The organism is Bacteroides ndongoniae (assembly GCF_900108345.1).
Taxonomy (GTDB): domain Bacteria; phylum Bacteroidota; class Bacteroidia; order Bacteroidales; family Bacteroidaceae; genus Bacteroides; species Bacteroides ndongoniae.
On record NZ_FNVV01000012.1, the window covers coordinates 279796 to 305411 of the forward strand.

Here is a 25616-nt window from a genome sequence, read left to right on the forward strand (position 1 = left end):
TTAACGAGTTGACAAGTTGACAAGTTAACGAGTTGACAAGTTGACAAGGAAAGATTTAATCAACAAGCAGGTACAGTTGACACAGCCTCGTAGCCTCGTTAACTGAACCCTCGTAAACTAAAAAACTATGACCAAGATAGATTCAAGAATACCGGAAGGACCGGTAGCTGAGAAATGGACAAACTATAAAGCCCATCAGAAATTAGTAAACCCCGCCAATAAGCGTCGTCTGGACATCATCGTGGTTGGTACAGGTCTGGCTGGTGCCAGTGCTGCTGCCTCGTTGGGTGAAATGGGTTTCAAAGTATTCAACTTCTGCATTCAGGACTCTCCTCGTCGTGCACACTCTATCGCTGCACAGGGTGGTATCAATGCTGCCAAGAACTATCAGAACGACGGCGACTCTGTATACCGTCTGTTCTACGATACAGTAAAAGGTGGTGACTACCGTGCCCGCGAAGCCAACGTATACCGTTTGGCTGAAGTATCGAACAATATCATCGACCAATGTGTGGCACAGGGCGTTCCTTTTGCTCGCGAATACGGCGGTACACTGGCCAACCGTTCATTCGGTGGTGCACAGGTATCACGTACGTTCTATGCTAAAGGTCAGACAGGCCAGCAGCTGCTGCTGGGTGCATACTCTGCACTGAGCCGTCAGGTAAATGCCGGTACTGTAAAACTGTATACACGCTACGAAATGGAAGACGTCGTTATCATCGACGGTCGTGCTCGTGGTATTATCGCCAAGAATCTGGTAACAGGTAAGCTGGAGCGCTTCGCTGCTCACGCTGTAGTTATCGCAACTGGCGGTTATGGAAACACTTACTTCCTCTCGACTAACGCTATGGCATGTAACTGTTCAGCTGCTATGGCTTGCTACCGTAAGGGTGCCTGGTTCGCCAACCCAGCCTACGTACAGATCCACCCGACCTGTATCCCTGTACACGGCGACAAGCAGTCTAAGCTGACTTTGATGTCTGAGTCTCTGCGTAACGACGGTCGTATCTGGGTTCCGAAGAAACTGGAAGATGCCAAGAAATTGCAGGAAGGTACACTGCAAGGTAAAGATATCCCCGAAGAAGATCGTGACTACTACTTGGAGCGCCGTTATCCGGCATTCGGTAACCTCGTTCCGCGCGACGTTGCCAGCCGTGCAGCCAAAGAACGTTGCGACAAGGGCTACGGTGTAAACAACACAGGTCTGGCCGTATTCCTCGACTTCTCCGAAGCTATCAACCGTCTGGGTAAAGATGTAGTAGCACAACGCTATGGCAACCTCTTCGACATGTACGAAGAAATCACCGACGTATCGCCTTACGAAAACCCGATGATGATTTATCCGGCTATCCACTACACAATGGGTGGTATCTGGGTAGACTACGAACTGATGACCAACATCAAGGGTCTGTTCGCTATTGGTGAATGTAACTTCTCTGACCACGGTGCCAACCGTCTGGGTGCTTCTGCATTGATGCAGGGTCTGGCCGACGGTTACTTCGTATTGCCTTACACTATCCAGAATTATCTGGCTGACCAGATCACCGTTCCCCGCTTCTCAACCGATCTGCCCGAATTCGCAGCTGCTGAAAAAGCCGTTCAGGACAAGATTGACCATCTGATGAACATCAAGGGTAAGAAGTCTGTAGACTCTATCCACAAAGAACTGGGTCACGTAATGTGGGAATACGTAGGTATGGGCCGTACAGCTGAAGGCTTGAAGACAGGTTTGGCCAAACTGAAAGAAATCCGCAAGGAATTCGAAACCAACCTCTTCATCCCAGGCAGCAAGGAAGGCATGAACGTAGAGCTTGACAAAGCTATCCGTCTGAACGACTTTATCACTATGGGTGAACTGATCGCTTACGATGCACTGAACCGTAACGAATCATGTGGTGGTCACTTCCGCGAAGAATACCAGACAGAAGAAGGTGAAGCTAAGCGTGATGACGAAAACTACTTCTACGTAGCTTGCTGGGAATACCAAGGCAGCGACGATAAAGCTCCGGTATTGCTGAAAGAACCACTGGTTTACGAAGCAATCAAAGTTCAGACTAGAAATTACAAGAGCTAATCGGGAATGTTGAACAATTAAAGAATGAAAGAAAATGGATAAGAATATAAGTTTTACTTTAAAGATATGGCGTCAGGCAGGCCCCAAGGCTAAAGGCGCTTTTGAAACCTATCAGATGAAGGACATTCCCGGCGATACTTCTTTCCTGGAAATGCTGGATATCCTGAACGAACAGCTGATTTCTGAAGGTAAGGAACCAGTTGTATTCGATCACGACTGCCGCGAAGGTATCTGCGGTATGTGTTCACTCTACATCAACGGACATCCGCACGGACCTGCTACCGGAGCTACTACTTGCCAGATTTACATGCGCCGCTTCAACGATGGCGATACCATCACAGTAGAGCCTTGGCGTTCTGCAGGTTTCCCGGTAATCAAGGACTTGATGGTAGACCGTACAGCATACGACAAGATCATGCAGGCAGGTGGTTACGTAAGCGTAAACACAGGTGCTCCGCAAGATGCCAATGCTATCCTGATCCCGAAGACCGTTGCTGACGAAGCTATGGATGCCGCCAGCTGTATCGGTTGCGGTGCTTGTGTAGCTGCTTGTAAGAATGGTTCGGCCATGTTGTTCGTATCAGCTAAAGTAAGCCAGCTCAACCTGTTGCCGCAAGGTAAATCTGAAGCACTGCGTCGTGCAAAGGCTATGCTTGCCAAGATGGACGAACTGGGCTTCGGTAACTGTACCAACACCCGCGCTTGCGAAGCTGAATGCCCAAAGAATGTTTCTATCAGCAACATTGCCCGTCTGAACCGCGACTTCATCATCGCCAAATTGAAAGACTAATTTGTTTTTTACATTTGATTAATATCACAGAAGTGAGGGTGCGTCAACGAAGAGACGCACCCTCTTTCTTTTTTATCCAAATAATAGCTATAACCAAACGAAAACGGGCAGAGCAACCTTTTTAGAATTTAAAGCTGATACCAGCATAAGGTAAACAGTTGCCATGCCAATGGACGGAATAGAAACTGAGTACATCTTCCTCCGAAGGATTACCCACTACATTATAAAGTCCACAACGAAATGTGAACAACTTCTCACCAAACGACTTCTTATAAGCATAACCAACATCCACCCGATAATGAAGCGGTTCGCGCCACATACGGAAATCGGCCTCAGGTAATGGTTCAAACCATTCGTCCAGATCGATGACTTTCCCTGAACGCATCATACCGCCAACCGAAAACAGTGAACGCGCATTCAGCTGATAGGACAATGCCCCGCCCAACTGATGGGGAACATCGTACAAAGATGGCAATTTCTTCCTGTTCTCAACCTCGGCAAACCATTCCCTGCTACGGGTGTACGCATAGGAAAGCTGCAGTTTCCAGCGTTGCCAATTTTTATAAAGATAGAACTTCGCACCATAACTGTCGCCGTTACCACTCATAATATATTCTTGCCACGCCCCATTCTCGACAAAGGTTTCAGGACGTAAGGCCACAACATTACGTCGTGTTTTGTAATAAAGCGAAGCTTCCAAACGACCTTCTTCTAGAAAGTGCTTCCAGCCTATTTCATAATGTTCCGACGTACGGGGTCTATAACCGTCAATACTCGGCATTCGGAAGTCGGTAGGCAAAGCCCAACTGCTGAAACGCAGATAATGATAAAACTGCTCCATTTTCGAAAAATGAAAATAAAGTAAGTCTTTCTCCGTCGGAAAATACTTCACCGACAGTCGTGGCTGAATACTATAATACGAACGATGATTTCGTGGATAATAGCCCACTCCGTGCACACCGACCTGCACGGAAAAACGAGGCGAAATATTCACCGTATTATCATAGAACAGCGACACCTGTCCGATAGGCTCACGACGGGTACGGATTTCTTCGCCCAACGTTGCCAAATCATAAGATTCATGTGTATACTTCAGTCCCCAACGGGCCCGATATAAATTCTCAGGAGCATAAGTAAACTCGGTCGAGACATTCAGCGACTTAATCCCACTACGTACATATCCCTCACCATCCAGCCCCAGACCGTCAACAAGAGCACGGTTTGAATAAGATGAATAATACAGGGAAGTTGCATTGCCCAACTTACCCCACTGGATATTATAAGACAATTGATAGACCTGATTCTCCCATCTTAAAACCGAAGTTGTCTCGCCTTCATACACTGGCAGGTGATAATCGTCACGTGCACCATACGCCAGCAGATTAAGGGTAGAAAGCGGCGAGATGGAGTAAGACAACTTAGCGTTATAGTCGTACGAAGAATGGTTCAGCCGGTCGTCTTCCGATAACAGATTGTCGAAAAAATCGAGCCAACTGCGACGGGCACTTACCATATACGACAGCTTCTGTTTCAGGATAGGTCCTTCGAGCATCACCGATGCCGCCGGCATATCCAGCGTCAGGGTACGCATATGTTCGTCCTTATTCCCCTCTTTCAGGTTGACTTCGGTGACAGAAGACAATCGGCCCGCCAGACGGGTGGGAAAGAAGCTTTTATGAAAAACCATGTTTTTCACAGCATCTCCGTTGAACATGGGCAGTAATGAACCGAGATGCCCCGGATGATAGACCGGTACTCCATCAAGCAAAAACTGGTTCTCATCCGGTCCCCCACCATCTACCTGCAGGTTGTTTCCGGCCAAAGAAGAAGTCACCCCCGGCAAAATCCATATCTGTGAGAACAGGTCATTGGTACTGAAAGCAAGTAGATTGGAAGGATTCAGTTCAGTGAGTTCATCAGTAGATTTCTCCGAACGTACCGTCACTTCGTCTATCTCGAACAGCAAAGGTTGCAAAGAAGCATTCTGAAAACAGTCGCGACTGATTCTAACCTGACGGGTATAGGGCGTATACCCCATGTACGACACGCTCAATGTATAGGCTCCTTCAGGCAAATAAAGCTTGAAAATACCGTTCTCGTCTGTTACCGTATTCCATTGTCTGCCTGCAGCGTCAGTCCAGGAAACTACCGCACCATAGAGTTTCTCATCGGTATCGGCTTCGCTCACTTTACCCTGAACATAATGTTCTTCTTGTTTCTGTATTTGTATGACCAGCTTGCGAGGAGGTACAAAGGCTGTCTTGAAGCGATAGTCTTTCAGCACCTGTGCCAGCAGCCGGCCTACAGTCATAGCTCCAGCAGTCTCTAGAGTGGAGATTTTAGTAAGATCGATTTGCGCAGGATTATACGAAAGCACAATACCACATTGCTTCTCGATGTAGCCAAACCATTGCAACACGGTAGCGGAAGAGGCGCTGACCTGCACCAGCTCTTCCGCTACCGTATCCGACGGCTTCAAATCCTGTCCGTCCACTTCGGTCATACCTAACACTGCCAACAGCAGTAAGATATACAGCCTACTCTTCATACAGGCGATAATGTTTTCCTTCTGTCAGAGTTTTGTATTTACATCCGCACAGGAAAGCCAGTTCTTCTACCATATCCTGTGCACTTTCACTTTCTATTCGGGTAGTAATCAAATTCTTTTCTAACCCAGCCTCCAATTCGATACGAACGCCGGTCTTCTTTTCAATATCTCGCACTACATCAGGCAAGGGAGTCGCGCTAAACACCAATACTACTGGAGCCTCACCAAACAAAGCCTGAGGATCCTCAATGATACCTACTTCCAGACGCCCGTCTTTCCATTCAGCTTTTTCATTGGCTTCGAGCACCGCTCCACTTTCGTCTGTCTTGACTCTGACTTTGCCACTCTTTACAAATACGGCGGCTTGCTCTTTACCGGCTGCATCGACCAGAAACGAAGTACCAAGCACTTCTACCTTCAACAAGTTGGTCTCTACCTTGAAAGGGACACCGTGTATTTTCCTTTTTACCTGGAAAAATGCTTTTCCTTCGAGTCGTGCCAACCGACCTTTATCGGTATGCTGATAGGTAACCACTGCTTCGGGATAAAGAATAACCTCCGAACTGTCAGGCAACAAGCAATGCTGCTCCGTACGGCCGACATTGGCATAACGCACCATTTCTTCGTCCGATGCCGAAGAGAAGTAGAACACCGATACAGCAAGCACAATGAGGAGTGAAGCTGCCATCGAAGTCCAAAACAACATCTTTCGCCTGAATGGTATGACCTTCTGAGACCGTTCCTCCAACTGTGCTTCGACCTTCTGCCAAGCCCGCTCTGCATCGAAGCTGATACCTTGCGGTTTTCCAACAGAGGCACCTATCAGTTTTTGCAACCGTCTGTATTCATCCCGATGGGCTGATATCCATTCGTTCAGCTCTTCTTGCTGGGAAGCGGTCAGCCGTTCGTTGGCAAAATGCTTGGCCAGCAGCTCGTTGATATCTGTCTTACTATTCATAATGTGCTAACGGTTTACGATAATTGATAAAAGGAGAATGATAGCGACTGCCAGCAACGACCGATTTTCGGCTGCATAGGCGCGCAGCATCTTGATGGCTTTTGTCATCTGGTTCTCAACGGTTTTCTCGGACAATTCCAATTTTTGGGCTATCTCACGATACTTCAGTCCCTGCAACTTCGCCATCAGGAAGATGTCTTTGCACTTGGGAGGCAAGGTAGCAAGTGCCGACTCCAGGAGCTCGGCAGGCGAAGGAGACTCATGCCCAGCCTCCGGACTATCGTCCGTTACGTCACCGGCCAGGAAAGGGCAGTCCTCGATAGAAACTACATCTTCCTTGCGCTTCCGCAGGAAAGAGATGCAACTGTTTCGCACGGAAGTAGTCACGTAAGCCGTGAACTCAGCTTCGGGCATGGAGTCGAGTCCCTTGTTCCAGATACTGATGAACAGTTCCTGAACAATGTCTTCCGAGTCATCCCTGTCAGAAACATATCCGTAGGCTATACTACACAGCCTGGAATAATGTTTCTGAAACCTGGATCTGAATATTTCCTTTCTATCGGCTCTCATATCATTGCATTCACATCAAATATCGTTTTGTCAGAACTTCAAGCTGACACCTGCCGTCAGGAATCCCTTGTGCCCCAATCCGGCTTCAACGAATCCACCGACACGGTTATTGCCAACCCGCAAAGCTATCGGATTAACCTGATAGGCAAACGAAGTAGACAAGTCCGCTTTCTTTGCCACCTTCTTGCCGGCATCAGTAAGCCCAGTTTCGGTGTGACGGTTCAGTTTGACACCGGCCGAAGCTCCACCATACAATTCTATCAGCCCGTGTTTATAATAGGTAAACTCGGCAGTGGGCAGTACCAGCAGATTCAGGTCTTTCTCCTTCAATGAAGGCGACTTTTCGCCGGACAACATCAATTTACTGTTTCCATACGAGAAACCAAAGTCTGTACCGACCCGGAAACGATTGAGCGAATAACGGTAACCCAATCCGTATACCATGCTGAATGATTCGTCAGTACGTTTGCTACCCAGCACAGCATCGGCCAGTCCCATTCCGAGTACATCGACCGTTCCTTGCGTTAGTCCGTCGCTTACCGAAAGACGGATTTCGTGTTTACTCTCTCCTTTACTGCTCTCCTGAGCGTTTACCATATTTACACTTGCCAATGCACACAAAGATAATGCAATAAATTTAATCTTCATAACTTCTTGTTTTTTAATGGTTGAATACTCATCAGGTTTTCTCCTTCCCGTTTCGGATGTCTCTTTTTCTCTCTCTTCTTGTTTCCATGCAACAAAACGGCCGGAATACCTGTCTGTTTCTGTTTTCGCTGTCGCATCACTTGGCCAGGTGATTCTGCCTTTATAACGCAGACTTCCGTAAAAACCCCTATGCGCACCTGCTATTTTTCCAAAAAAAAATTCTGCAATCCAAAGTTCCCGCTTATCATTTTTAACTTGTACTTCGTATAAATGTGACATTTCACTATCTTTGCACAGTCAAGTACGATGCAGCCTAACTCCAACTTTGTACTTGCGAACTTAAACGAACATGCTTTGTATATGAAAAAACTCCTTATCTTACTTATATCGTCTGTTCTGATGATTGCATGCAAATCGGGAAACGGCTCGAAAAAAGATGCCGGTACTGAAAAGCCCATCATCACAGTCACCATCGAACCTCTACGCTACTTTACCGAGGCCATTGCCGGCGACGAATACACCGTAGTCAGCATGGTGCCCAAAGGCAGCAGCCCGGAAACTTACGATCCTACTCCCCAGCAACTGGTTGAACTGGCCAAAAGCAAAGCTTACTTCCGAATCGGACACATCGGGTTCGAACGGGTATGGGCCGACCGACTGGCAGACAATGCGCCCCACTTGCAGTTTTTCGAACTATCGCGTGGCATCGAACTGATCTTTGACACCCCGCACCAACACGTCCATTCCTCGGCACCTGAAAGCAACTATCAGGAAGAAGAAATGCACCATGCCGACGAAGCTGACGGCGAACGCCCCCTGCTCGGAGTGGAGCCACACATCTGGAACTCGCCAACCAATGCCCAAATCATTGCCGGAAACATACTGAACGCCCTGTGCCTGATGAACAAACAGAACGAGAGCGTCTATCTGGAACGATACAACACGCTGTGCCGCAAGCTGGAGCGGACCGACAGTTTGATATGTAACATGCTGTCGACCCCGAACGCCGACCGTGCCTTTATGATTTACCACCCCGCCCTATCGTATTTCGCACGCGACTACGACCTGTATCAGATTCCCATCGAGGCCGGAGGTAAAGAACCGTCACCCGCGCAGCTGAAGGAGCTGATCAATACTTGTAAGGAAGAAAATGTGCACGTTATCTTCGTGCAACCCGAATTTGACCGCCGCAACGCCGACCTGATAGCCAAGCAGACCGGCACTACCGTTGTGCCCATCAATCCGCTGTCCTACGACTGGGAAGACGAAATGCTGAAAGTAGCACGGGCACTGTCCGGCGAAAAGGCGACTGAAAAATAAAGCATTTGCAAGCCAAACAGATACCCTCAAGAAAAAACATTTGCCGACCATGTCCCAGCAACCTATCATTGAAATCAGAAACCTCAGTGCCGGATACGACGGACGCACCGTGCTGCACGATGTCAACCTGACCGTATACGAACATGATTTTCTGGGTATCATCGGCCCCAATGGCGGAGGGAAAACTACGCTGATAAAGTGTATCCTCGGATTGTTGCCTCCTTTGCAGGGGGAAATCGTCTTCACTCCCTCGCAAAGTAGTAAAGACATATCCGCCACCGACAACAGCCACGCAACGGGAAAAATCACCATGGGCTACCTGCCCCAGTACAACAGCATCGACCGTAAATTTCCCATCACCGTCGAAGAAGTGATACTCTCCGGCCTCAGCAGCAAGAAATCGCTGGCCTCGCGCTTCACCGCCCAACACCGCGAAAAGGCCCATCAGGTAGTAACCCGCATGGGACTGGAAGGGCTCGAACAACGCCCCATCGGTGCACTGAGCGGCGGACAACTGCAACGCGCCCTGCTGGGCCGTGCCATCATCTCCGACCCCGAAGTTGTGATACTCGACGAACCCAGTACCTACATCGACAAGCGGTTCGAAGCACGGCTTTACCAACTGCTGGCCGAAATCAACCGCGACTGCGCCATCATTCTGGTCAGCCACGACATCGGCACCATCCTGCAACAGGTCAAGTCCGTGGCCTGCGTCAACGAAACCCTGGACTATCATCCGTCCACCGAATGCGTCACAGGTGAATGGCTCGAAAAGAACTTCAATTGTCCGATAGAGCTGTTGGGACACGGCTCGCTGCCCCACCGCATCCTGGGGCATCACAAGCATTCATAAATATATATTCCTACTCAAATGTAGAAGGGAAAGCCTGTAACTGATACATCAGTGCCAAAGCCATTCTCCGATGCCCTTCGGCATTGGGATGCAAACGGTCAGTATCCGATTGATGGAAATAACGTACATGCGCATCGTTCATAGGATAAAGCCCACTAATGCTATTCAAATCGATCACTGGTACAGCCCATACGTTACCGGCTTCTTTCAGAACCTGCACATATTCATCTACATAAACTCCTATTCTATTAGGATATGCCTCTTCCGGCTGCACATTCTGAGCTCCAAACTGCGCAAAGCCCCGATGCAAAGGTGTCAGCACAATAATCTGTTTCGAGGGAAAATTTGTTTTCAGATAATTCATTAAACGATTAATACGCCCCCGAAATGTATCATTACTCATCACCGGTTTACGATAACGGCGACTCCCAGTTTTCCCATCCGCTAAAGGAACTTCACGATATTCTTCTTCATACCAATCGCCCAAAGGTATGCCAGCATTATAATCATTCGTACCAGCAAAAACAATGATAGCATCAATAGCATCGCCCTGCTCTTTCAGTAAATTTTCAGCCTGTCCCAGCAACCCATCCATCTGATTGCCGTTGATTCCATACGAGAAGGCTTCCAGCCTCAGCATCTCAGCCAGATACTCCCAATAGCACTTGGTTGTCCCGATATGATTTTTATCGGTAATGGAATCACCTAAAAAAGCCACTTTTTTTCCTTTCCACTGATTTTCTACCACTACTTTCTGTAATTCAGTATTAATATATACTTGCGGAAGTACATCGGCTGAAAACAACAGGGCTGCCAATGTACATGAAACTATTTTCGTATTCATACAAACCTAACTTTTATCAAATATTTCGATAACAAAAATAAGCAAAACACTTTTAATGCTACCAATTGACCATACCTTTTCTTTAACCTATCCTAATAATAAGCTTAGTTATCATTCTTTTCAGCATGAAATGCTTATATTTGCGAAGTTTTTACGAAAATATTAGTAGATAATAACGTTATATCCCAACTCTGAATGAAACAATACAAGTTTGTGAACAACCTTGTAGGTTGGATTACCTTCCTTATTGCGGCGACAGTCTACTGCATGACTATCGAACCTACCGCAAGTTTCTGGGACTGCCCCGAGTTCATCACCACCGGCTATAAGCTGGAAGTCGGCCACCCGCCCGGCGCACCTTTCTTCATGTTGACAGCCAACCTGTTCTCGCAGTTTGCTTCCGATCCTTCGGAAGTAGCCAAAATGGTCAACTACATGAGCGCGCTGATGAGCGGTGCCTGTATCCTGTTCCTGTTCTGGACCATCACGCACCTGGTACGCAAACTCGTTGTCAAAGACCCCGAACACATCACCCGCGGACAGATTGTGACCATCATGGGCAGCGGAATGGTAGGCGCACTGGCCTATACATTCAGCGATACCTTCTGGTTCTCGGCTGTCGAAGGCGAAGTATATGCTTTCTCCTCCCTGTTCACAGCCATCGTATTCTGGCTGATACTGAAGTGGGAAGACGTGGCCGACCAGCCTCACAGCGACCGCTGGCTCATCCTGATCGCCTATCTGACGGGCCTCAGCATCGGTGTCCACCTGCTCAACCTGCTCTGTCTGCCTGCCATCGTGCTGGTGTACTACTATAAGAAAGTGCCCCATGCCAACGCCAAAGGTTCGCTGCTGGCGCTCATAGGCTCTATGGTGCTGGTAGCCGTGGTGCTCTACGGCATCGTGCCGGGCATCGTGAAAGTGGGCGGATGGTTCGAGCTGCTGTTCGTCAACACACTGGGCATGTCGTTCAACACGGGCGTCATCGTCTATATCATCCTCTTGGCAGCCTGCCTCATCTGGGGCGTGTACGAAAGCTACACCGAAAAGAGCAAGATGCGCATGGCCCTGTCGTTCGTGCTCACCATTGCCATGCTGGGTATTCCCTTCTACGGCCACGGTGCCAGCTCGGTCATCATCGGCATCATCGTCATTGCCCTGCTGTGGCTCTACCTCAACCCGAAAATGCAGGCACGCATGAAGGAAAAATACCGCGTCAGCGCCCGCACGCTGAACACGGCCATGCTGTGCACCATGATGATGGTCATCGGCTACTCGTCGTATGCCCTCATCGTCATCCGCTCTACAGCCAACACACCGATGGACCAGAACTCGCCGGAAGACATCTTCACGCTGGGCGAATATCTGGGACGTGAGCAGTACGGCACGCGTCCGCTGTTCTACGGTCCGGCCTACTCGTCCAAAGTAGCGCTCGACGTAAAGGACGGATACTGCCAGCCGCGCATCTCGTACAGCGGCACCAAGTTCATCCGCAAGGAGAAAGCCACCCCCGACGAGAAAGACAGCTACGTTGAAATACCCGGACGCATCGAGTACGAGTATGCACAGAACATGCTCTTCCCGCGTATGTACAGCAGCCTGCACACCCAGCAATATGAAAGCTGGCAAGACATACAGGGCTACGAAGTGCCCTACGACCAGTGTGGCGAAATGATTATGGTGAAGATGCCTACCCAATGGGAAAACATCAAGTTCTTCTTCTCCTATCAGCTCAACTGGATGTACTGGCGCTACTTCCTGTGGAACTTCGTAGGCCGCCAGAACGATCTGCAAGGCTCCGGCGAAATAGAGCATGGAAACTGGATTACCGGTTTCGACTTTATCGACAACATGTTGGTAGGCAACCAGGAACTGTTGCCCACCGAATTGAAGGAAAACAAGGGCCACAACGTATTCTACGGCCTACCCCTGTTACTCGGTCTCATCGGCCTGCTGTGGCAAGCTTATCGAGGACAAAAAGGCATCCAACAATTCTGGGTTGTATTCTTCCTGTTCTTCATGACAGGTATTGCCATTGTACTCTACCTGAACCAGACTCCGAGCCAGCCGCGCGAACGTGACTACGCTTACGCCGGTTCGTTCTACGCTTTCGCCATCTGGATAGGTATGGGTGTAGCCGGACTGATACAGGCAGTAAACAAGTGGACAAGCAAACAAGCCCACCAGGCAAGTGCTGATGAAAACGAGCCCGCAGCTCTTACCCCTTCGTTGGTTTCTGCCCTCATCATCTCTATCGTCTGCCTGCTGGTGCCCATACAAATGGCCAGCCAGACTTGGGACGACCACGACCGCAGCGACCGCTACATGGCACGCGACTTTGGTCAGAATTATCTGATGTCTCTTCAGGAATCGGGCAACCCCATCATTTATACGAACGGTGATAACGATACCTTCCCTTTGTGGTACAATCAGGAAACTGAAGGCTGCCGTACCGACTCACGTACCTGCAACCTCTCGTACTTGCAAACCGACTGGTACATCGACCAGATGAAACGTCCGGCTTACGAAAGTCCTTCACTGCCTATCACTTGGGAACGTATGGAATATGTTGAAGGAACCAACGAATATGTCCCCGTCCGTCCCGAGTATAAGAAGAGCATCGACGCCCTGTACGCCGAAGCCAACAAACAGGCACTCGACGGAAAGAGCGAAGCATTGGTTAATGTACAGAAGGAATTCGGCGAGAACCCGTATGAACTGAAGAACATCCTGAAATACTGGGTACGCAGCAAAAACGAAGAGCTGAAAGTCATTCCGACCGACAGCATTGTCATCAAGGTAGATAAAGAAGCCGTGCGCCGCAGCGGCATGATGATACCGGGTGATTCCATCCCCGACTACATGCACATCTCGCTGAAAGGTAAACGTGCCCTTTACAAGAGCGAATTGATGATGCTCGAAATGCTGGCTGAAGCCAACTGGGAACGTCCCATCTACATCGCTATTAGCGTAGGGGAAGACAACCAGTTGGGCATGGCCAACCACTTCATCCAGGAAGGTCTGGCTTACCGCTTCACTCCGTTCGACAACACCAAGACCGGAGTCAACATCGATAGCGAAAAGATGTACGACAACCTGATGAACAAGTTCAAATTCGGCGGCATCGACAAGCCTGGCATCTACATCGACGAGAACGCCATGCGCATGTGCTACACGCACCGCCGCCTCTTCTCGCAACTGGGTAACCAGCTCATCAAGGAAGGCAAAAACGACAAAGCCAAAGCCGTGCTCGACTATGGCGAAAAGATGATACCTGCCAGCAACGTGCCATACGACTTCCAGAACGGTGCCGTACAGATAGCCGAAGCCTACTACAAACTGGGCGAGACCGCCAAAGCCGATGCCATCATGAAACAGCTGGCCGACAAGGCAGTAGAGTACATGACATGGTATATGAGCATGAGCGACAGCCGATTCGTGTATGCTAGCCGTGAGTACGAATACCACTGGGCGATACTGGACCGCGAAGTGAAAATCATGAAACAGTACCAGTCGCAACTGGCAGGCGTCTACGAGCCGAAGGTGGACGAACTCTATAATATGTATGTAGACCGAATGAAATAACGACAGCATGTTTATAGAACAACCGCCCAAGCTATTCCGCAAGTTATACCCCAGTGCCCTGTGGCGTATGAATCCGGAGGAAAAGGCCGTCTATCTGACATTCGACGACGGCCCTATTCCCGAGGTTACTCCCTGGGTACTCGACCTGCTGGATCAGCATCAGATAAAGGCTACTTTCTTCATGGTGGGCGACAACGTGCGCAAGCATCCCGACATTTTCCGCATGGTGGTAGAGCGTGGTCACCGCATCGGCAACCACACTTTCAACCACATCCGCGGATTCAGCCGGAAATACTTCACCTCGTACAGCTATCTGGAGAACACAGAAGAAGCATACGACTTCATGTGCTCCATCTGCGCCCCGGACATCACCACAAAAGCCCTGCGCCCGCTCCTGTTCCGACCGCCACACGGTCACATGGGTTGGGCACAGTATATGGTACTGAAAAGTAAATACAAGATTGTGATGTGGGACCTTGTCACCCGCGACTATAGCAAGAAACTTCGCGGCCCGCAAGTACTGGCCAACGTCATGCGCTACGCCCGTAACGGTTCCATTATCACTTTCCACGACTCCCTTAAGTCCTGGGACAACGGCAACCTGCAGTATGCTCTGCCCCGTGCCATCAACTTCCTGAAGGAAGAAGGATATGAATTCAAACTGCTTTAAGCTATAATTTTTCCCCAGTTAGGAAAAAAATATTCCCCAGTTAGAAAAAATTTTTTTCCTAACTGGGGAATTTTTTGAGAGAGGGAGATTAACGTAAAGGAGATGTAATCTGTCGCTTTTTCTTCATAGCATCACGCCAAGTACCTTTTATCTTCACTGGTGGACGATGAGATTTCTTCCATTTATCTATCTGATCTTCAGTCGGCTGTTTCTGTAAACCACGCGTCGTGGCCGCATTGCGATTAATGGCATCGTATTGTACAAAGTCTTCATAATTATATGTCCAACTCTCACCTTCGGAAAGGGTCATTATTGCTTTATAAATAGCTTCACGACTAGGAGCATTAAATGGCGCATCATTATAACGCATCATACTGTTTTCCGTCGGACGATAAGCACCGTACCCATAAAGATAAGCCCCCTCATAGAGTCCCAATTCCTCCCCTGCATAACGACTGTCCTTTAAGAAATGTGCCCACTTAACGGTGGTAACATCATTGCGCCAATCCACATTGGCACCCCAACCCCAGTTATGCCACACTTCATCAAGTTCATTTTGGTTTTCTTGAGGCAATGTCAGTTGTTCGTTACCGAATTCTACGTATTCATCTAATAATTTAGCAAATCCATGTCCTCCTATTTCATGTAGCAAAATATTTGTTTCATCATCAGGTATATAAGCTATAAAACTACCATCAACATACATCGTTGTAAATGCACGCCAACAATCTTTTGGACCGTATATGACACCTATCATAAGCTGCTCCTTATTTATTTCTGAAATCTTAGATGCATATTCAAAACATAATTTATTATTTTCCTTAATTCTAAATTCTGCCTCAGGAGTTAAAACATTATTAGGTGATACAACTTTCACGCCATAAATATTAAATCTGTTACGCAGACTTTTATAAGGCTCAACAGAAAACAATTTTTCCATATCTTCTCGCACCCTTTGTTCAAAATAGCCATCAGGTTCCAATTCTTTATCAACAAATCCATCGCCTAAAAAGACAAGATCGATCCCTTTTCCAACAGAAGCTTTTTGCAAAACGAACACCTCGCCATCACGAGAATAATCTGTTGATGTATAAAGATCATCAAAATCAAAATCAGGATGTTCTTCAGGTTCTCCTAATCTTTCTCTTAAAATATTTTCTACCTGCTGATCGTACCATGAAAAATCAATATTATAATCTACAAACGTATAATAAATAAGGTTACCATATGAATCATAAATGTAAATACCTGGATAAAAATAAATTCCAAACACTGGTTCATATTTCCAATAATAGACGTCATGATACAGACCTTCTGTAAATAGAATATCACTTGGCAAATTTTGAGGATAAAATTTTTGAAACCACTCATTTCTATTTTTTAACCAAAAATTATATATAGTAGATAATCCTTTATTGTGATAATCCAAATGCATATTGATTCTATTCTTAGTCAAATCTATTACATCGATTTGACCAGCAATACAATAGACAAGTGTCAATTTATTCTTCTTGAACAAATCCTGAGATAGTATTTCGCCATCATAAGCACAAGTTTCTGGATCCAGAATACGTACATCAACTGCATCCCGAAATGATAAATTATAAGATTCTGTTTTTAAAGAATTTCCTTTATAAGGAATCTGTGGAATAATATACCATCCAAATTCATTCCATTTAGAATGATTTAAAACATGGATTGGAATATTTCCATAAATATTATTCAAAGTAAGATCGAGACCTAAATCTTTAGTATAATCATTTTGTAAATTGCAAGAATCCATCAAAAGGGAAAATTCTTCGGGTAAACTCCCCACTAAACCATTTTTGGGGAGATAAAGAGATACTACATAATCTTTCTTTATTCGTTCCAAATCACCATAACAATGATTCACTCCATACCATTCATAAATAGGTTTGTCGCTACACCAATTAGTATTATTATACCAATTATCTCCATTTGTTGCCTTGTATAATGCAATCAATGCTTCTCTGTGCCTTTTAGCCCAATAATCATTACCTTGAAAAACCTTTATTTTCTGTTTCAACCCTTTATAAGAAATAATAATTTCACCCTCACGGTTATTATCTGTCATATTCGCTGCAATATTGAAACTCAATGGCTTCTCTACCAATCCACGAGTAGTCACCTGCTGAATCCAATCAACTGAAGTTTCTACTGTGAAATCAACGTTAGTATTCACAGAGAAATCCAGTCTGTCGCCTTCAGAAGCAACTGTATACTCACTCTGTGCAACAATAATCGCATCCTTTTGCACCTGAGTAATGACTACTTTCTCCTCAATATTATTCTCCTTATTAATAAAGGAAATCTCTGCCGACCGTGTATCGTAAGTATCGTTCGGCGAAATAACAAAGTAGTGTGTATAAGAAGAAACGGCTCGGGTAGACGCTTCCGTAATCCACTGTACTTCGGGCATTACGACCTCATACGATACATTGCTTTTCAATTCCACTTGAATGGTTTCACCATCGGAAGCCACTGTATATTCTTTTTGCGAGAGCAAAATAGAAGGATCACTACCTGCCTGGTAAACAGTCACCTTTTCCGTAAGTTCACCACCCCGAAGCGTAATGACTGCCTGCCGTGTTTCAGTATCCGTGTTCTCTGAGGCCTGAAAATTCAACGTTGACGTAGTCAGGCCACGGGTAGAAGAAGAAGCAACCGTCAACCACTCTCTGGCTGCCTCTTCTATCTCATAACTGACATCCACATTCACTTGCAACTCAATACCGAATGTACCACCTATTGCCTCCATTTCTACCTTGTTAGAAGTTACCAGCAAGGCATCTTTTTGTTTTTGGGTAAGAGTAACGGTTTTCTGTACATTTCCACAACTCAAAACAATAGCCGCATTCCGTTCGTCGTAAGTATCATTGGGCTGGGTAGTAATCTGAAGGGTAACAGTACCCGCTCCTCCCTGTGTGGGTGAAACGCTTAACCAGTCAATTGCACGAGTTACGGCACTCACACTCGCCGTCCAGTCATCCGAGGCTGTAAAGGTCAATGTAGAAGTGCCTCCTTCTACGCTTACCACAGGTTTCAGATCAGTTTCACTGCCAAACTCAATGGAAGGTTCAGGAGTTTCAGGAGCAGGTTCACTCTTATCGTCACTACAACCCGTCAAGGCAAAAACAATCACAAAAAGCAGCCATGCCGCATAGTTGAAAATAGTCTTCATATAGATACGTATTAATTCATAGTTTATCCCATAAAAACATGATTTGTGGTGATGCCTTTCTTTCCTTTATGGGGAAAATGGCATCACCAACAAAACAAACCTAACCAGTATATTTACTTTTCTTACAGTCCCAGCTTCTTTTTCATTTCATCGTTCCACTATTTCCGACAAAACCGGTAGCAAAACTCTTTCACTTCTTTATCTGCAAATAAACAACTTTTTCACATTTCTTTTTGTCACCGAAAACAGTGATTTTACAAGCAAGATGCATTTTTTGAAAAATAAAAGAATGCCTTTTACATCATTATACTAGCCTCAATCAACAACAATATGCCAAAGGCACACCGCATCTACCGCCAAGTCACTTCAATTCCTCAATCATTCTTTTCTTTCTTCATAACAAAACCCCTATCTTTGCGACAGAAATACACCATACTACCATGAATAGAGTTTTATTTCTCCTTTACATTGCCTTAATGACTGTAGCCAGCCTACGCGCAGAAGACATCCCTACCGACACACTGCTGATGGACTTCTACGAACGGGCCGCCAACCTGATGGGCGAAGGATATTACAAGGAAGCACAACGCAGTTTCGACAGTGCCTTTGCCGTCAAAGGAGTCGAACAATCGCCCGTCTATCCGATACTGCTGAATGAACAGGCTACTTTATTGATATATGTAGGAAAGAACGAGGAAGCCTTCGAAATGAAAAAGAGTGTGCTTCCCTACCTGCCTCAAACAGCCGATTTAGAGAAGCACATCAGCGTATACAACGACTTGGCCATCCTCTACCGCCAGCGGCACATGAGCGATTCTACCATCTATTATTACAACAAAGCACTCGAAGCAGCCCTGAAATACAAAGACGAAAGCTGGATCACACATATTTATAATAATGTATCGGTGTTCTATTTCAACATCCGGCAACTAAACGAAGCCGAGAAGTACAACGAATTGGCCATCCAGCACGTATCCAAAACCGATGACGCTTACGTCAACTTTTCGGCCTGGCAACTTGGAGCCGGTATCAAAGCCGAACTGAACAAAATAGAGAAAGCCGAACAATTCATCCGCAAAGCCTGGCAGATAGCCTGCAACGCCGGCGAGAATGCCGCAAGCCTGAAGATAAGGTGCATGCCCTCAATATTAAGGGTATTCGAACGTCAGGAAAAGCCCGACTCCGTAGACTACTACCTGCAAATGGGCAACCGGCTGCTGGCCGACATCCCTGCCAACTCCGTTCCTGCCATCGGATTCATACAGGTGCGTGCCTCGACCGAAATGAACAGAAAAAACTACAGCAAAGCCCTGAACGACTTGTTGTGGCTGCGGAACAGAAATATAGGAAGCGAACCCAAAACCCTGCTCACACAGATAGCACAATGCTACGACGCCACCGGAAACCATCAACTGGCCTACGCTTACATGGATAGCGCACGCATGTGGACCGACACCCTGGCACAGCACAATCTGACGCAACAGATGGCCGAGTTCAACGTAAAGTATCAGACACAGGAAAAAGAGCTGCAAATAGCCCACCTGCAACAGGAAAAACTGGAGCACGAAACCTTCTTGCTGAAAATCACCGTGGCAGCAGGGTGCCTGCTGACCCTGGCCTTCATAGCCCTGCTGATACTGTATTACAAAAAACAGATAGCCGACAAAAAAATAGAACTGCTGAAGCAGGAAAACGAACTGAACTCGGCCAAACGCTACATCGAAGGTCTGGAAGCCGAATGCAAATATTTTGCCAAAGAACTGCACGACGGTATTGCCAACGATCTGCTGGGACTGCAAATGAAGATAGAAAGCTCTGCTACAGCCGATAACCTCCAGAAACTGGGTAGTTTCGTAAGTCAACTGAGGAACAACGTACGCAACATTTCGCACGAACTGATGCCGCCCGAATTCGATCAGCTCAGTCTGGACGAGATACTCGGCCATTATGCTGCCAGCCTGACCGAGAACACTGGCAGGCACATTGCGTACACACCGACCGCCGGCAATGCATCGCGCCTCATCCCCAACCGCACGGCCTACGAACTGTACCGCATCGTTCAGGAACTGACCATGAACGCCGTCAAGCATACCGATGCCAGCCGCATAGACATCAACTTGCAAGCGGAAAGCCGGACAAGATATACCTTGCGGATAACCGACAACGGCACTCCGTACACAAGCCAATCGCCCCACAACGGCAGAGGAATAGGGCTGCGCACGGTAGACGACCGCATCAAGGCCATCCATGCACAAGTCAGCCAACAGGCATCGGACGGAAACAACTGTTTTACCTTACAACTGGAAATACCACAAAATGAACAAGAAGAAATACAAACTACTGGTCGTTGACGACCATCCCATCGTAGCGGAAGGGATCGTAGCCCTGGCATCGCGACAGGAAAACGTAGTATGCAAAAGTGCCGACTGCCTCGAAGAGCTGAAACAGGCTGCCAGCAACGAGCGTTTCGACCTTTGCATCATCGACTTGGAACTGCCCGGCAGCAACGGATTTAAGGCCGTCGAGTACCTGCACAGCCAGATGCCCGAATGCCGTATACTGATCTACACCATGCACGAAGAACCGTGGACCGTTGCCCAACTTTCCGATGTAGACATCGACGGAGCCGTCTCGAAGAATGACAGCATTGGCGAACTGGACACCGCCATCCGGCAAATCAGGGAAGGCGAACGTTACTTCAGCCATGCGTTTGCCGAACTGAAACAGGACGATCCGAAGCACGACATACATAAGGTGCCTGTACTGTCGAAACGCGAGAAAGAAGTACTCACCTATCTCTCACAAGGACTCAGCACGGCACAGATAGCCCAGATGCTGTTTCTGAGCGTCAACACGGTGCAGACCTACCGCAAACGCCTGCTCGAAAAGCTGGAAGCTAAAAACGTGGCCGAGCTGGTGTGCAAAGGGAAGACACTTTTCTGAAAACAGAAAGGTGTGCCAAAATTAAGATTCTTAATTTGGCACACCCTCGTTCTATCCAAGCACATCTTTGGGCAAGCACAAAGCTGCCTGTGCTTTTACTTTATTTCGACCTTCAGCGGATTGCGCAACCGCTGGGCAAAGTCGGCCATATACCGGTTCCAGGCTTCGGGTGTCTTGATGTCGGCTTTATCCCAGGCGAAACCCCAGTAATAGACATACTCCGAACCGGGCTCGTAGTCGCTCACGGCCAGTACGTGTCCGTCGGCATTGTTACGCATCTTCTTTTCCTCGGGCGAGAAAAGCACGGTCTTCATCGATTTCACGTCGGCAGGGAAAGCCGCACCCATCAGTATCTTGCCGTTGTCCGGTCCGGTGGTAGGATCGACGTAAGTCATGTAGCCGCCCTCGGCCGAAGTAGTTACAGCTCCATCGGGCTCGTGAAGCACAATACCGGTAACGACGGGCATTGTCTCCTTCAGGCTGGTATACGAAACAGCCGTGCGGTTGAGGTGCGAACCTGCATCGAGTGTGATGACACGGGTTTCGACTACAGTCGTGTCGCCCTTCACGGTCAGCGGATTAAAATCTAACTTCACGGTGAAACGCAGCGGGCCGTTGTCCAGCACTTCGCCTGTCTTATAGCACCAGGGATAAATAATGGTATCGTTCACCATCAGCGCAGCCACTCCGGCACCCAGTGTGGGGCCTACGGCGTAGCAGTCCATGCCATAACCGTGGTCTACGTGGTAAGAGAAAGTCTTCACCAGTTCATCGGCGGCTTTCTTGTCGGTCTTGCGCAGTTCGTTCACCTTCTTCCACGATTCGGGATTCAACTCGCTGGCATAGAGGTCTTCCAGAATGGGTTCGGTAGTGTTGTACTTCGTAAAGAGGTCGTAACCGAAGCCTTTCTCGCCACGAGCCTGCAAGGCAGGACCGTAGGCACGGAAACCTACAAGGTCGTTCTCCCAGGCCATGTCGTCGGCACGTTCGGGATATTGGCGTCCGCAGGCCTTCACGTCTACTTCGGCGGGTGTACCCGGCTCGATGGTATAGGCGGCTGTTGCGCCCGAAGCTACTGTGACGGGGAAGATGAGTTTACCGTCGTAGGTAATCTGATAGGGTATTTGTTCACCTTCCTTGTCCAGCACGACAATCTGAGCCGTATCGGCCAGTTTCAGCAGGTCGGAAACTTCGCTCATCGACACTTCCACCATCTCGCCCGCACGTTCGGTGGCCAAGGGATTGGTTACGGTGACGGTCAATGCACTTTTATTTTCGGCACATGAAAGGCAAAGAAACGCCGACACGCACCACAGGAATATTTTTTTCATACGCAATGTCTTTTTCGTTTAGCAAACAATGAGGCGGAGACGGGTTACAACTTCCGGTTGTGCCGTCGGTGCCTAAAAGAAAGAGGATGTGCCCACACAGGACACACCCTCTGTTGTTTGTTGTTTCTTCGTTTATTTAGGCTGTTTGCCAATGTAAGCCAGGATACCGCCATCTACATAAAGGATGTGTCCGTTGACTGCATTCGAAGCTTCAGAAGCCAGGAATACGGCAGGACCAGTCAGTTCCTGCGGATCGAGCCAGCGGCCTGCAGGAGTCTTGGCGCAGATGAACGAATCGAACGGGTGACGGCTGCCATCGGGTTGCTTTTCGCGAAGCGGAGCTGTCTGCGGAGTAGCGATGTAACCCGGGCCGATACCATTACATTGGATGTTGTATTCGCCATATTCAGAGCAGATGTTGCGGGTCAGCATCTTCAAGCCACCCTTAGCTGCTGCGTAAGCCGATACGGTTTCGCGTCCCAGCTCGGACATCATAGAGCAGATGTTGATAATCTTACCGTGGCCTTTCTTCATCATGGCAGGCAGAACGGCCTTGGCTACGATGAAAGGAGCTGTCAGGTCGATGTCGATGACTTTGCGGAATTCGGAAGCTTCCATCTCGTGCATGGGCACGCGGCGGATGATGCCGGCATTGTTTACAAGGATGTCAATCGTACCTACTTCTTTTTCAATCTGGGCAACCATAGCCTGTACTGCAGGTTCGTCGGTAACGTCGCACACATAACCATGTACCTTGATACCCTTCTCAGCGTATGCGGCCAGACCTTTATTTACCAATTCCTGATTGATATCGTTGAAGCAAATAGTTGCACCTTGTTCTGCAAAAGCAGAAGCAATGGCAAAACCGATACCGTAAGAAGCACCTGTAACGAGGGCTACTTTACCTTCCAATGAAAAATTCAAATACTGATTCATAATGATAAATATTAAGTTTAAGTAAACAAGTTCGTCTTGTTGCGTACACCGTTTGCGTACACAATGCAAATGTAGCAAAAGTAAACGAAGACTGTGCACAATTTCGTGCGAAAACTGTGCCAATATCGTACAAATGGAGGAAAGTTTAACGATTAAGGAAGATAAGATACAATAAGTATCCCCCGGAAGGCGATGCCGGAAAATTCCCTGTCCGGAGGTAGATATACGGTCGGGAAACGGTTCGGAGCAGGTATACAATATGTCGCCGTTATGGCTGGCAGTAGCTCGTTCTGTCAGCAAAAACAGCATCCGGCTGCCACATCCTTTTTTCATTATCGCCAAACTACGCATCGGGCAGTCAGAAACAAGTACGGATTTTGCATAAACATACGTCGGGGACAGCCCGATTTCACATATTTATGCCCGAAAAAGCCTGTCCGCCGCACGAACAATGCTTGTGCCGTTCGGGCAGATTGCTTGTGCGGCTCGCGAACAATGCTTGTACGGCTCGGCCGGATTGCTTGTGGTGTTCGTCCAAACCGGCTGCAACGACGAAAAAATCCGTTTTTCGGACGAATTCAGGACGTTTTTTCTCTATTTCAATTGTAAACATTTCGCTACCCATCTAAGCATCAGTCGAATACAGAAAATTGCTTTAAAATTTTCGGTCTTCCTGTCCGTCGGGTCGAAAAAACGCATTCTCGGCAAACAGAAAATACAAAGTGTCAAAACGATATATGTTATACAACATGTGCCACACCCTTTTTCTTTTCTGTAATTGTCGTATCTTTGCGCCCTCTCTCTCAAACCGGTTCCTCTCGCCCGACGGCAGGAGGCAACCTACATCCGTCATGCAACAAACTATGCCGCACCCTCTGCTCTGACGCTGTAGAGTGAACAATCCGTATTATCCATTCTCAACAACAACCAGAGCCATTATGAACAAGATTACATTTCTGTCCGTAGCCCTGCTGACCCTTTGCCTGCTGCTCCAGAGCTGCGGCAAGGATGAGCCCGTAGAGCGCCGCGGCACATCTATCGTCGAAGTCATCGTCCGCAATCCCCAAGGAGAACCGCAGGCAGACAAAACCGTCAAAGTATTCAACGCTTCCGACTACGAAACCTTTAAGAACAATCCGCAGACCAAAGCCTTGCTCGAAAGCCGGACCGACAAGGAAGGCAAGGCACGCTTTACGCTCGATGCCGAAGAGTGGTTTAAAGGCAGCCGCTCGGCACAAGACCTGTACGTCGTGGTCGAAGAAAACTACGACGTCCGCAACTACCGCTGGTGGAGCCAACTGGTAACCGTCCGCCCGGGCCGGAGACGCATAGTCCGCATGGAGACAGGCGACGAAGCCGAACACATCAGCCCCGACAGCCCGACCCGTCACAAATACCTGCTTATCAGCGACGGGGTAGTCACCGGACTACGCGACTCCAGCGTCACCCACCTCGTTTTTCCGGCCGAAGTCCGGAGCATCGCCGACGGCGCATTCCGCGACTCCCGTATCGAGTCCGTCGTACTGAACGAGGGGTTGGAGTCCATCGGCACACAGGCTTTCGCGGGCAGCCGGCAACTGTCGGTCGTTACCCTGCCCAGTTCGCTGAAAACCATCGGCCCGCACGCTTTCGAAGACTGTATCGCCCTGACCGGCATCGACCTTTCCGCCACCGCCCTGCGCCGCATCGAAGACGAAACTTTCCGCGAAAGCGGCCTGAAGGTCGCCACACTGCCCCAAGCATTGGAAAGCATCGGGGCACAAGCCTTCATGGCAACCCGCCTCGAATCGGTCAGTCTGCCCCCTGCCCTGCGCAGCGTGGAAGACGGCGCGTTCAGAGAGATTGCCACGTTGCGCACCGTCACCCTGCCCGACGGCATACAGCAGATAGGCAGTTACGCCTTCTACCGTTGTACCCGGCTCGTCACCGTCAAAAGCCACGGCACAGCCACGACCTACGACGGCATCATTCACGAAGCCGCCTTCAGCGACTGCACCGCCCTGCAACACATCGCCCTGCCTCAAAGCCTCGCCAGCCTGAAGGGATGGACGTTCAGCGGATGCGAACAACTGAAAGAAATCACGCTGCCTGCCCACGTAAAGGAAATAGGTGACTACGCCCTGCGCACCGGCTTTGCCCTCGCCACCCTGCGCTTCGAAGGAAAGGAACCGCCCACACTGGGCAACAACGCCCTACCCTTCCTCGACCAACTCTCCGCCCTGATTGTTCCCCAAGGCCGGACAGAGGCCTACCGTACACGCTGGGAGGCCTACCCGAGTTATCACAATAAAATAAAAGAAGAAGGCTGATACTCCACCGGAGCACAAAAAAAGAAAACCCTCAA

The 25616-nt window shown here is 48.3% G+C and carries 18 protein-coding genes; 9 read left to right on the plus strand and 9 right to left on the minus strand.

What is annotated here, in order from left to right:
• Window positions 1-127: 127 nt before the first annotated feature.
• A complete protein-coding gene (locus BQ5591_RS01455) occupies window positions 128-2074 on the plus strand; it encodes a fumarate reductase/succinate dehydrogenase flavoprotein subunit (protein WP_071148158.1) in 1947 nt (648 codons plus the stop codon).
• Window positions 2075-2108: 34 nt separating this feature from the next.
• Window positions 2109-2864 carry a succinate dehydrogenase/fumarate reductase iron-sulfur subunit gene (locus tag BQ5591_RS01460; protein ID WP_071148159.1) on the plus strand — a complete coding sequence of 252 codons (756 nt, stop codon included), beginning with the start codon at window positions 2109-2111 and terminating at the stop codon, window positions 2862-2864.
• Window positions 2865-2985: 121 nt separating this feature from the next.
• Here BQ5591_RS01460 and BQ5591_RS01465 read toward each other — a convergent pair whose 3' ends face one another.
• From BQ5591_RS01465 to BQ5591_RS01480, 4 genes are read right to left on the minus strand one after another with little or no spacing between them, the layout of a single operon-like run.
• On the minus strand, window positions 2986-5412 hold the full coding sequence (locus tag BQ5591_RS01465) for a TonB-dependent receptor (RefSeq protein ID WP_071148160.1): 2427 nt from the start codon (window positions 5410-5412) through the stop codon (window positions 2986-2988).
• Window positions 5402-6370 carry a FecR family protein gene (locus BQ5591_RS01470; RefSeq protein ID WP_071148161.1) on the minus strand — a complete coding sequence of 323 codons (969 nt, stop codon included), beginning with the start codon at window positions 6368-6370 and terminating at the stop codon, window positions 5402-5404. Before BQ5591_RS01470 ends, BQ5591_RS01465 begins: the two co-directional genes overlap by 11 nt.
• Window positions 6371-6376: 6 nt before the next feature.
• Entirely contained in the window at window positions 6377-6940 is a 564-nt protein-coding gene (locus BQ5591_RS01475; protein ID WP_071148162.1) for an RNA polymerase sigma-70 factor, read from the minus strand.
• Window positions 6941-6970: 30 nt separating this feature from the next.
• Window positions 6971-7588 carry a hypothetical protein gene (locus BQ5591_RS01480; protein WP_071148163.1) on the minus strand — a complete coding sequence of 206 codons (618 nt, stop codon included), beginning with the start codon at window positions 7586-7588 and terminating at the stop codon, window positions 6971-6973.
• Window positions 7589-7948: 360 nt separating this feature from the next.
• Here BQ5591_RS01480 and BQ5591_RS01490 point away from each other — a divergent pair, with 360 nt between their 5' ends.
• Together BQ5591_RS01490 and BQ5591_RS01495 are read left to right on the plus strand one after the other, a co-directional pair.
• Window positions 7949-8908 carry a metal ABC transporter solute-binding protein, Zn/Mn family gene (locus BQ5591_RS01490; protein WP_071148165.1) on the plus strand — a complete coding sequence of 320 codons (960 nt, stop codon included), beginning with the start codon at window positions 7949-7951 and terminating at the stop codon, window positions 8906-8908.
• Between the two features lie 49 nt (window positions 8909-8957).
• Entirely contained in the window at window positions 8958-9761 is an 804-nt protein-coding gene (locus BQ5591_RS01495) for a metal ABC transporter ATP-binding protein (RefSeq protein ID WP_071148166.1), read from the plus strand.
• 10 nt (window positions 9762-9771) lie between these two features.
• On the opposite strand, the gene BQ5591_RS01500 is transcribed toward BQ5591_RS01495, so the two are convergent.
• On the minus strand, window positions 9772-10605 hold the full coding sequence (locus tag BQ5591_RS01500) for an SGNH/GDSL hydrolase family protein (RefSeq protein WP_071148167.1): 834 nt from the start codon (window positions 10603-10605) through the stop codon (window positions 9772-9774).
• 195 nt (window positions 10606-10800) lie between these two features.
• On the opposite strand from BQ5591_RS01500, the gene BQ5591_RS01505 reads away from it, so the two are divergent.
• Window positions 10801-14190: a glycosyltransferase family 117 protein gene (locus tag BQ5591_RS01505; RefSeq protein WP_071148168.1), complete on the plus strand. Its 3390-nt coding sequence runs from the start codon at window positions 10801-10803 to the stop codon at window positions 14188-14190.
• 7 nt (window positions 14191-14197) lie between these two features.
• The gene (locus tag BQ5591_RS01510) at window positions 14198-14860 is read left to right on the plus strand and encodes a polysaccharide deacetylase family protein (protein WP_071148169.1); all 663 of its coding nucleotides are present in this window, start codon (window positions 14198-14200) and stop codon (window positions 14858-14860) included.
• 88 nt (window positions 14861-14948) lie between these two features.
• On the opposite strand, the gene BQ5591_RS01515 is transcribed toward BQ5591_RS01510, so the two are convergent.
• Window positions 14949-18062: a BACON domain-containing protein gene (locus BQ5591_RS01515; protein WP_071148170.1), complete on the minus strand. Its 3114-nt coding sequence runs from the start codon at window positions 18060-18062 to the stop codon at window positions 14949-14951.
• 440 nt (window positions 18063-18502) lie between these two features.
• Here BQ5591_RS01515 and BQ5591_RS01520 point away from each other — a divergent pair, with 440 nt between their 5' ends.
• Together BQ5591_RS01520 and BQ5591_RS01525 are read left to right on the plus strand one after the other, a co-directional pair.
• Window positions 18503-20413, plus strand: coding sequence for a tetratricopeptide repeat-containing sensor histidine kinase (locus BQ5591_RS01520; protein WP_071148171.1), 1911 nt, complete (start codon window positions 18503-18505; stop codon window positions 20411-20413).
• Complete coding sequence (locus BQ5591_RS01525) at window positions 20379-21005, plus strand: response regulator (RefSeq protein WP_071148172.1); 627 nt, start codon at window positions 20379-20381, stop codon at window positions 21003-21005. The genes BQ5591_RS01520 and BQ5591_RS01525 overlap by 35 nt, the downstream gene beginning before the upstream one ends.
• A 95-nt stretch (window positions 21006-21100) precedes the next feature.
• Here BQ5591_RS01525 and BQ5591_RS01530 read toward each other — a convergent pair whose 3' ends face one another.
• The 3 genes from BQ5591_RS01530 to BQ5591_RS21275 all read right to left on the minus strand — a co-directional run bounded on the left by BQ5591_RS01530 (window position 21101) and on the right by BQ5591_RS21275 (window position 23885).
• On the minus strand, window positions 21101-22336 hold the full coding sequence (locus BQ5591_RS01530) for a DUF4861 domain-containing protein (RefSeq protein WP_071148173.1): 1236 nt from the start codon (window positions 22334-22336) through the stop codon (window positions 21101-21103).
• A 132-nt stretch (window positions 22337-22468) separates the two neighbouring features.
• Entirely contained in the window at window positions 22469-23272 is an 804-nt protein-coding gene (locus tag BQ5591_RS01535) for a gluconate 5-dehydrogenase (RefSeq protein WP_071148549.1), read from the minus strand.
• Window positions 23273-23681: 409 nt separating this feature from the next.
• Window positions 23682-23885, minus strand: coding sequence for a hypothetical protein (locus BQ5591_RS21275; protein WP_159434405.1), 204 nt, complete (start codon window positions 23883-23885; stop codon window positions 23682-23684).
• Window positions 23886-24210: 325 nt separating this feature from the next.
• Here BQ5591_RS21275 and BQ5591_RS01545 point away from each other — a divergent pair, with 325 nt between their 5' ends.
• Window positions 24211-25581 carry a leucine-rich repeat domain-containing protein gene (locus BQ5591_RS01545; RefSeq protein ID WP_071148175.1) on the plus strand — a complete coding sequence of 457 codons (1371 nt, stop codon included), beginning with the start codon at window positions 24211-24213 and terminating at the stop codon, window positions 25579-25581.
• The last annotated feature ends 35 nt before the right edge of the window (window positions 25582-25616 follow it).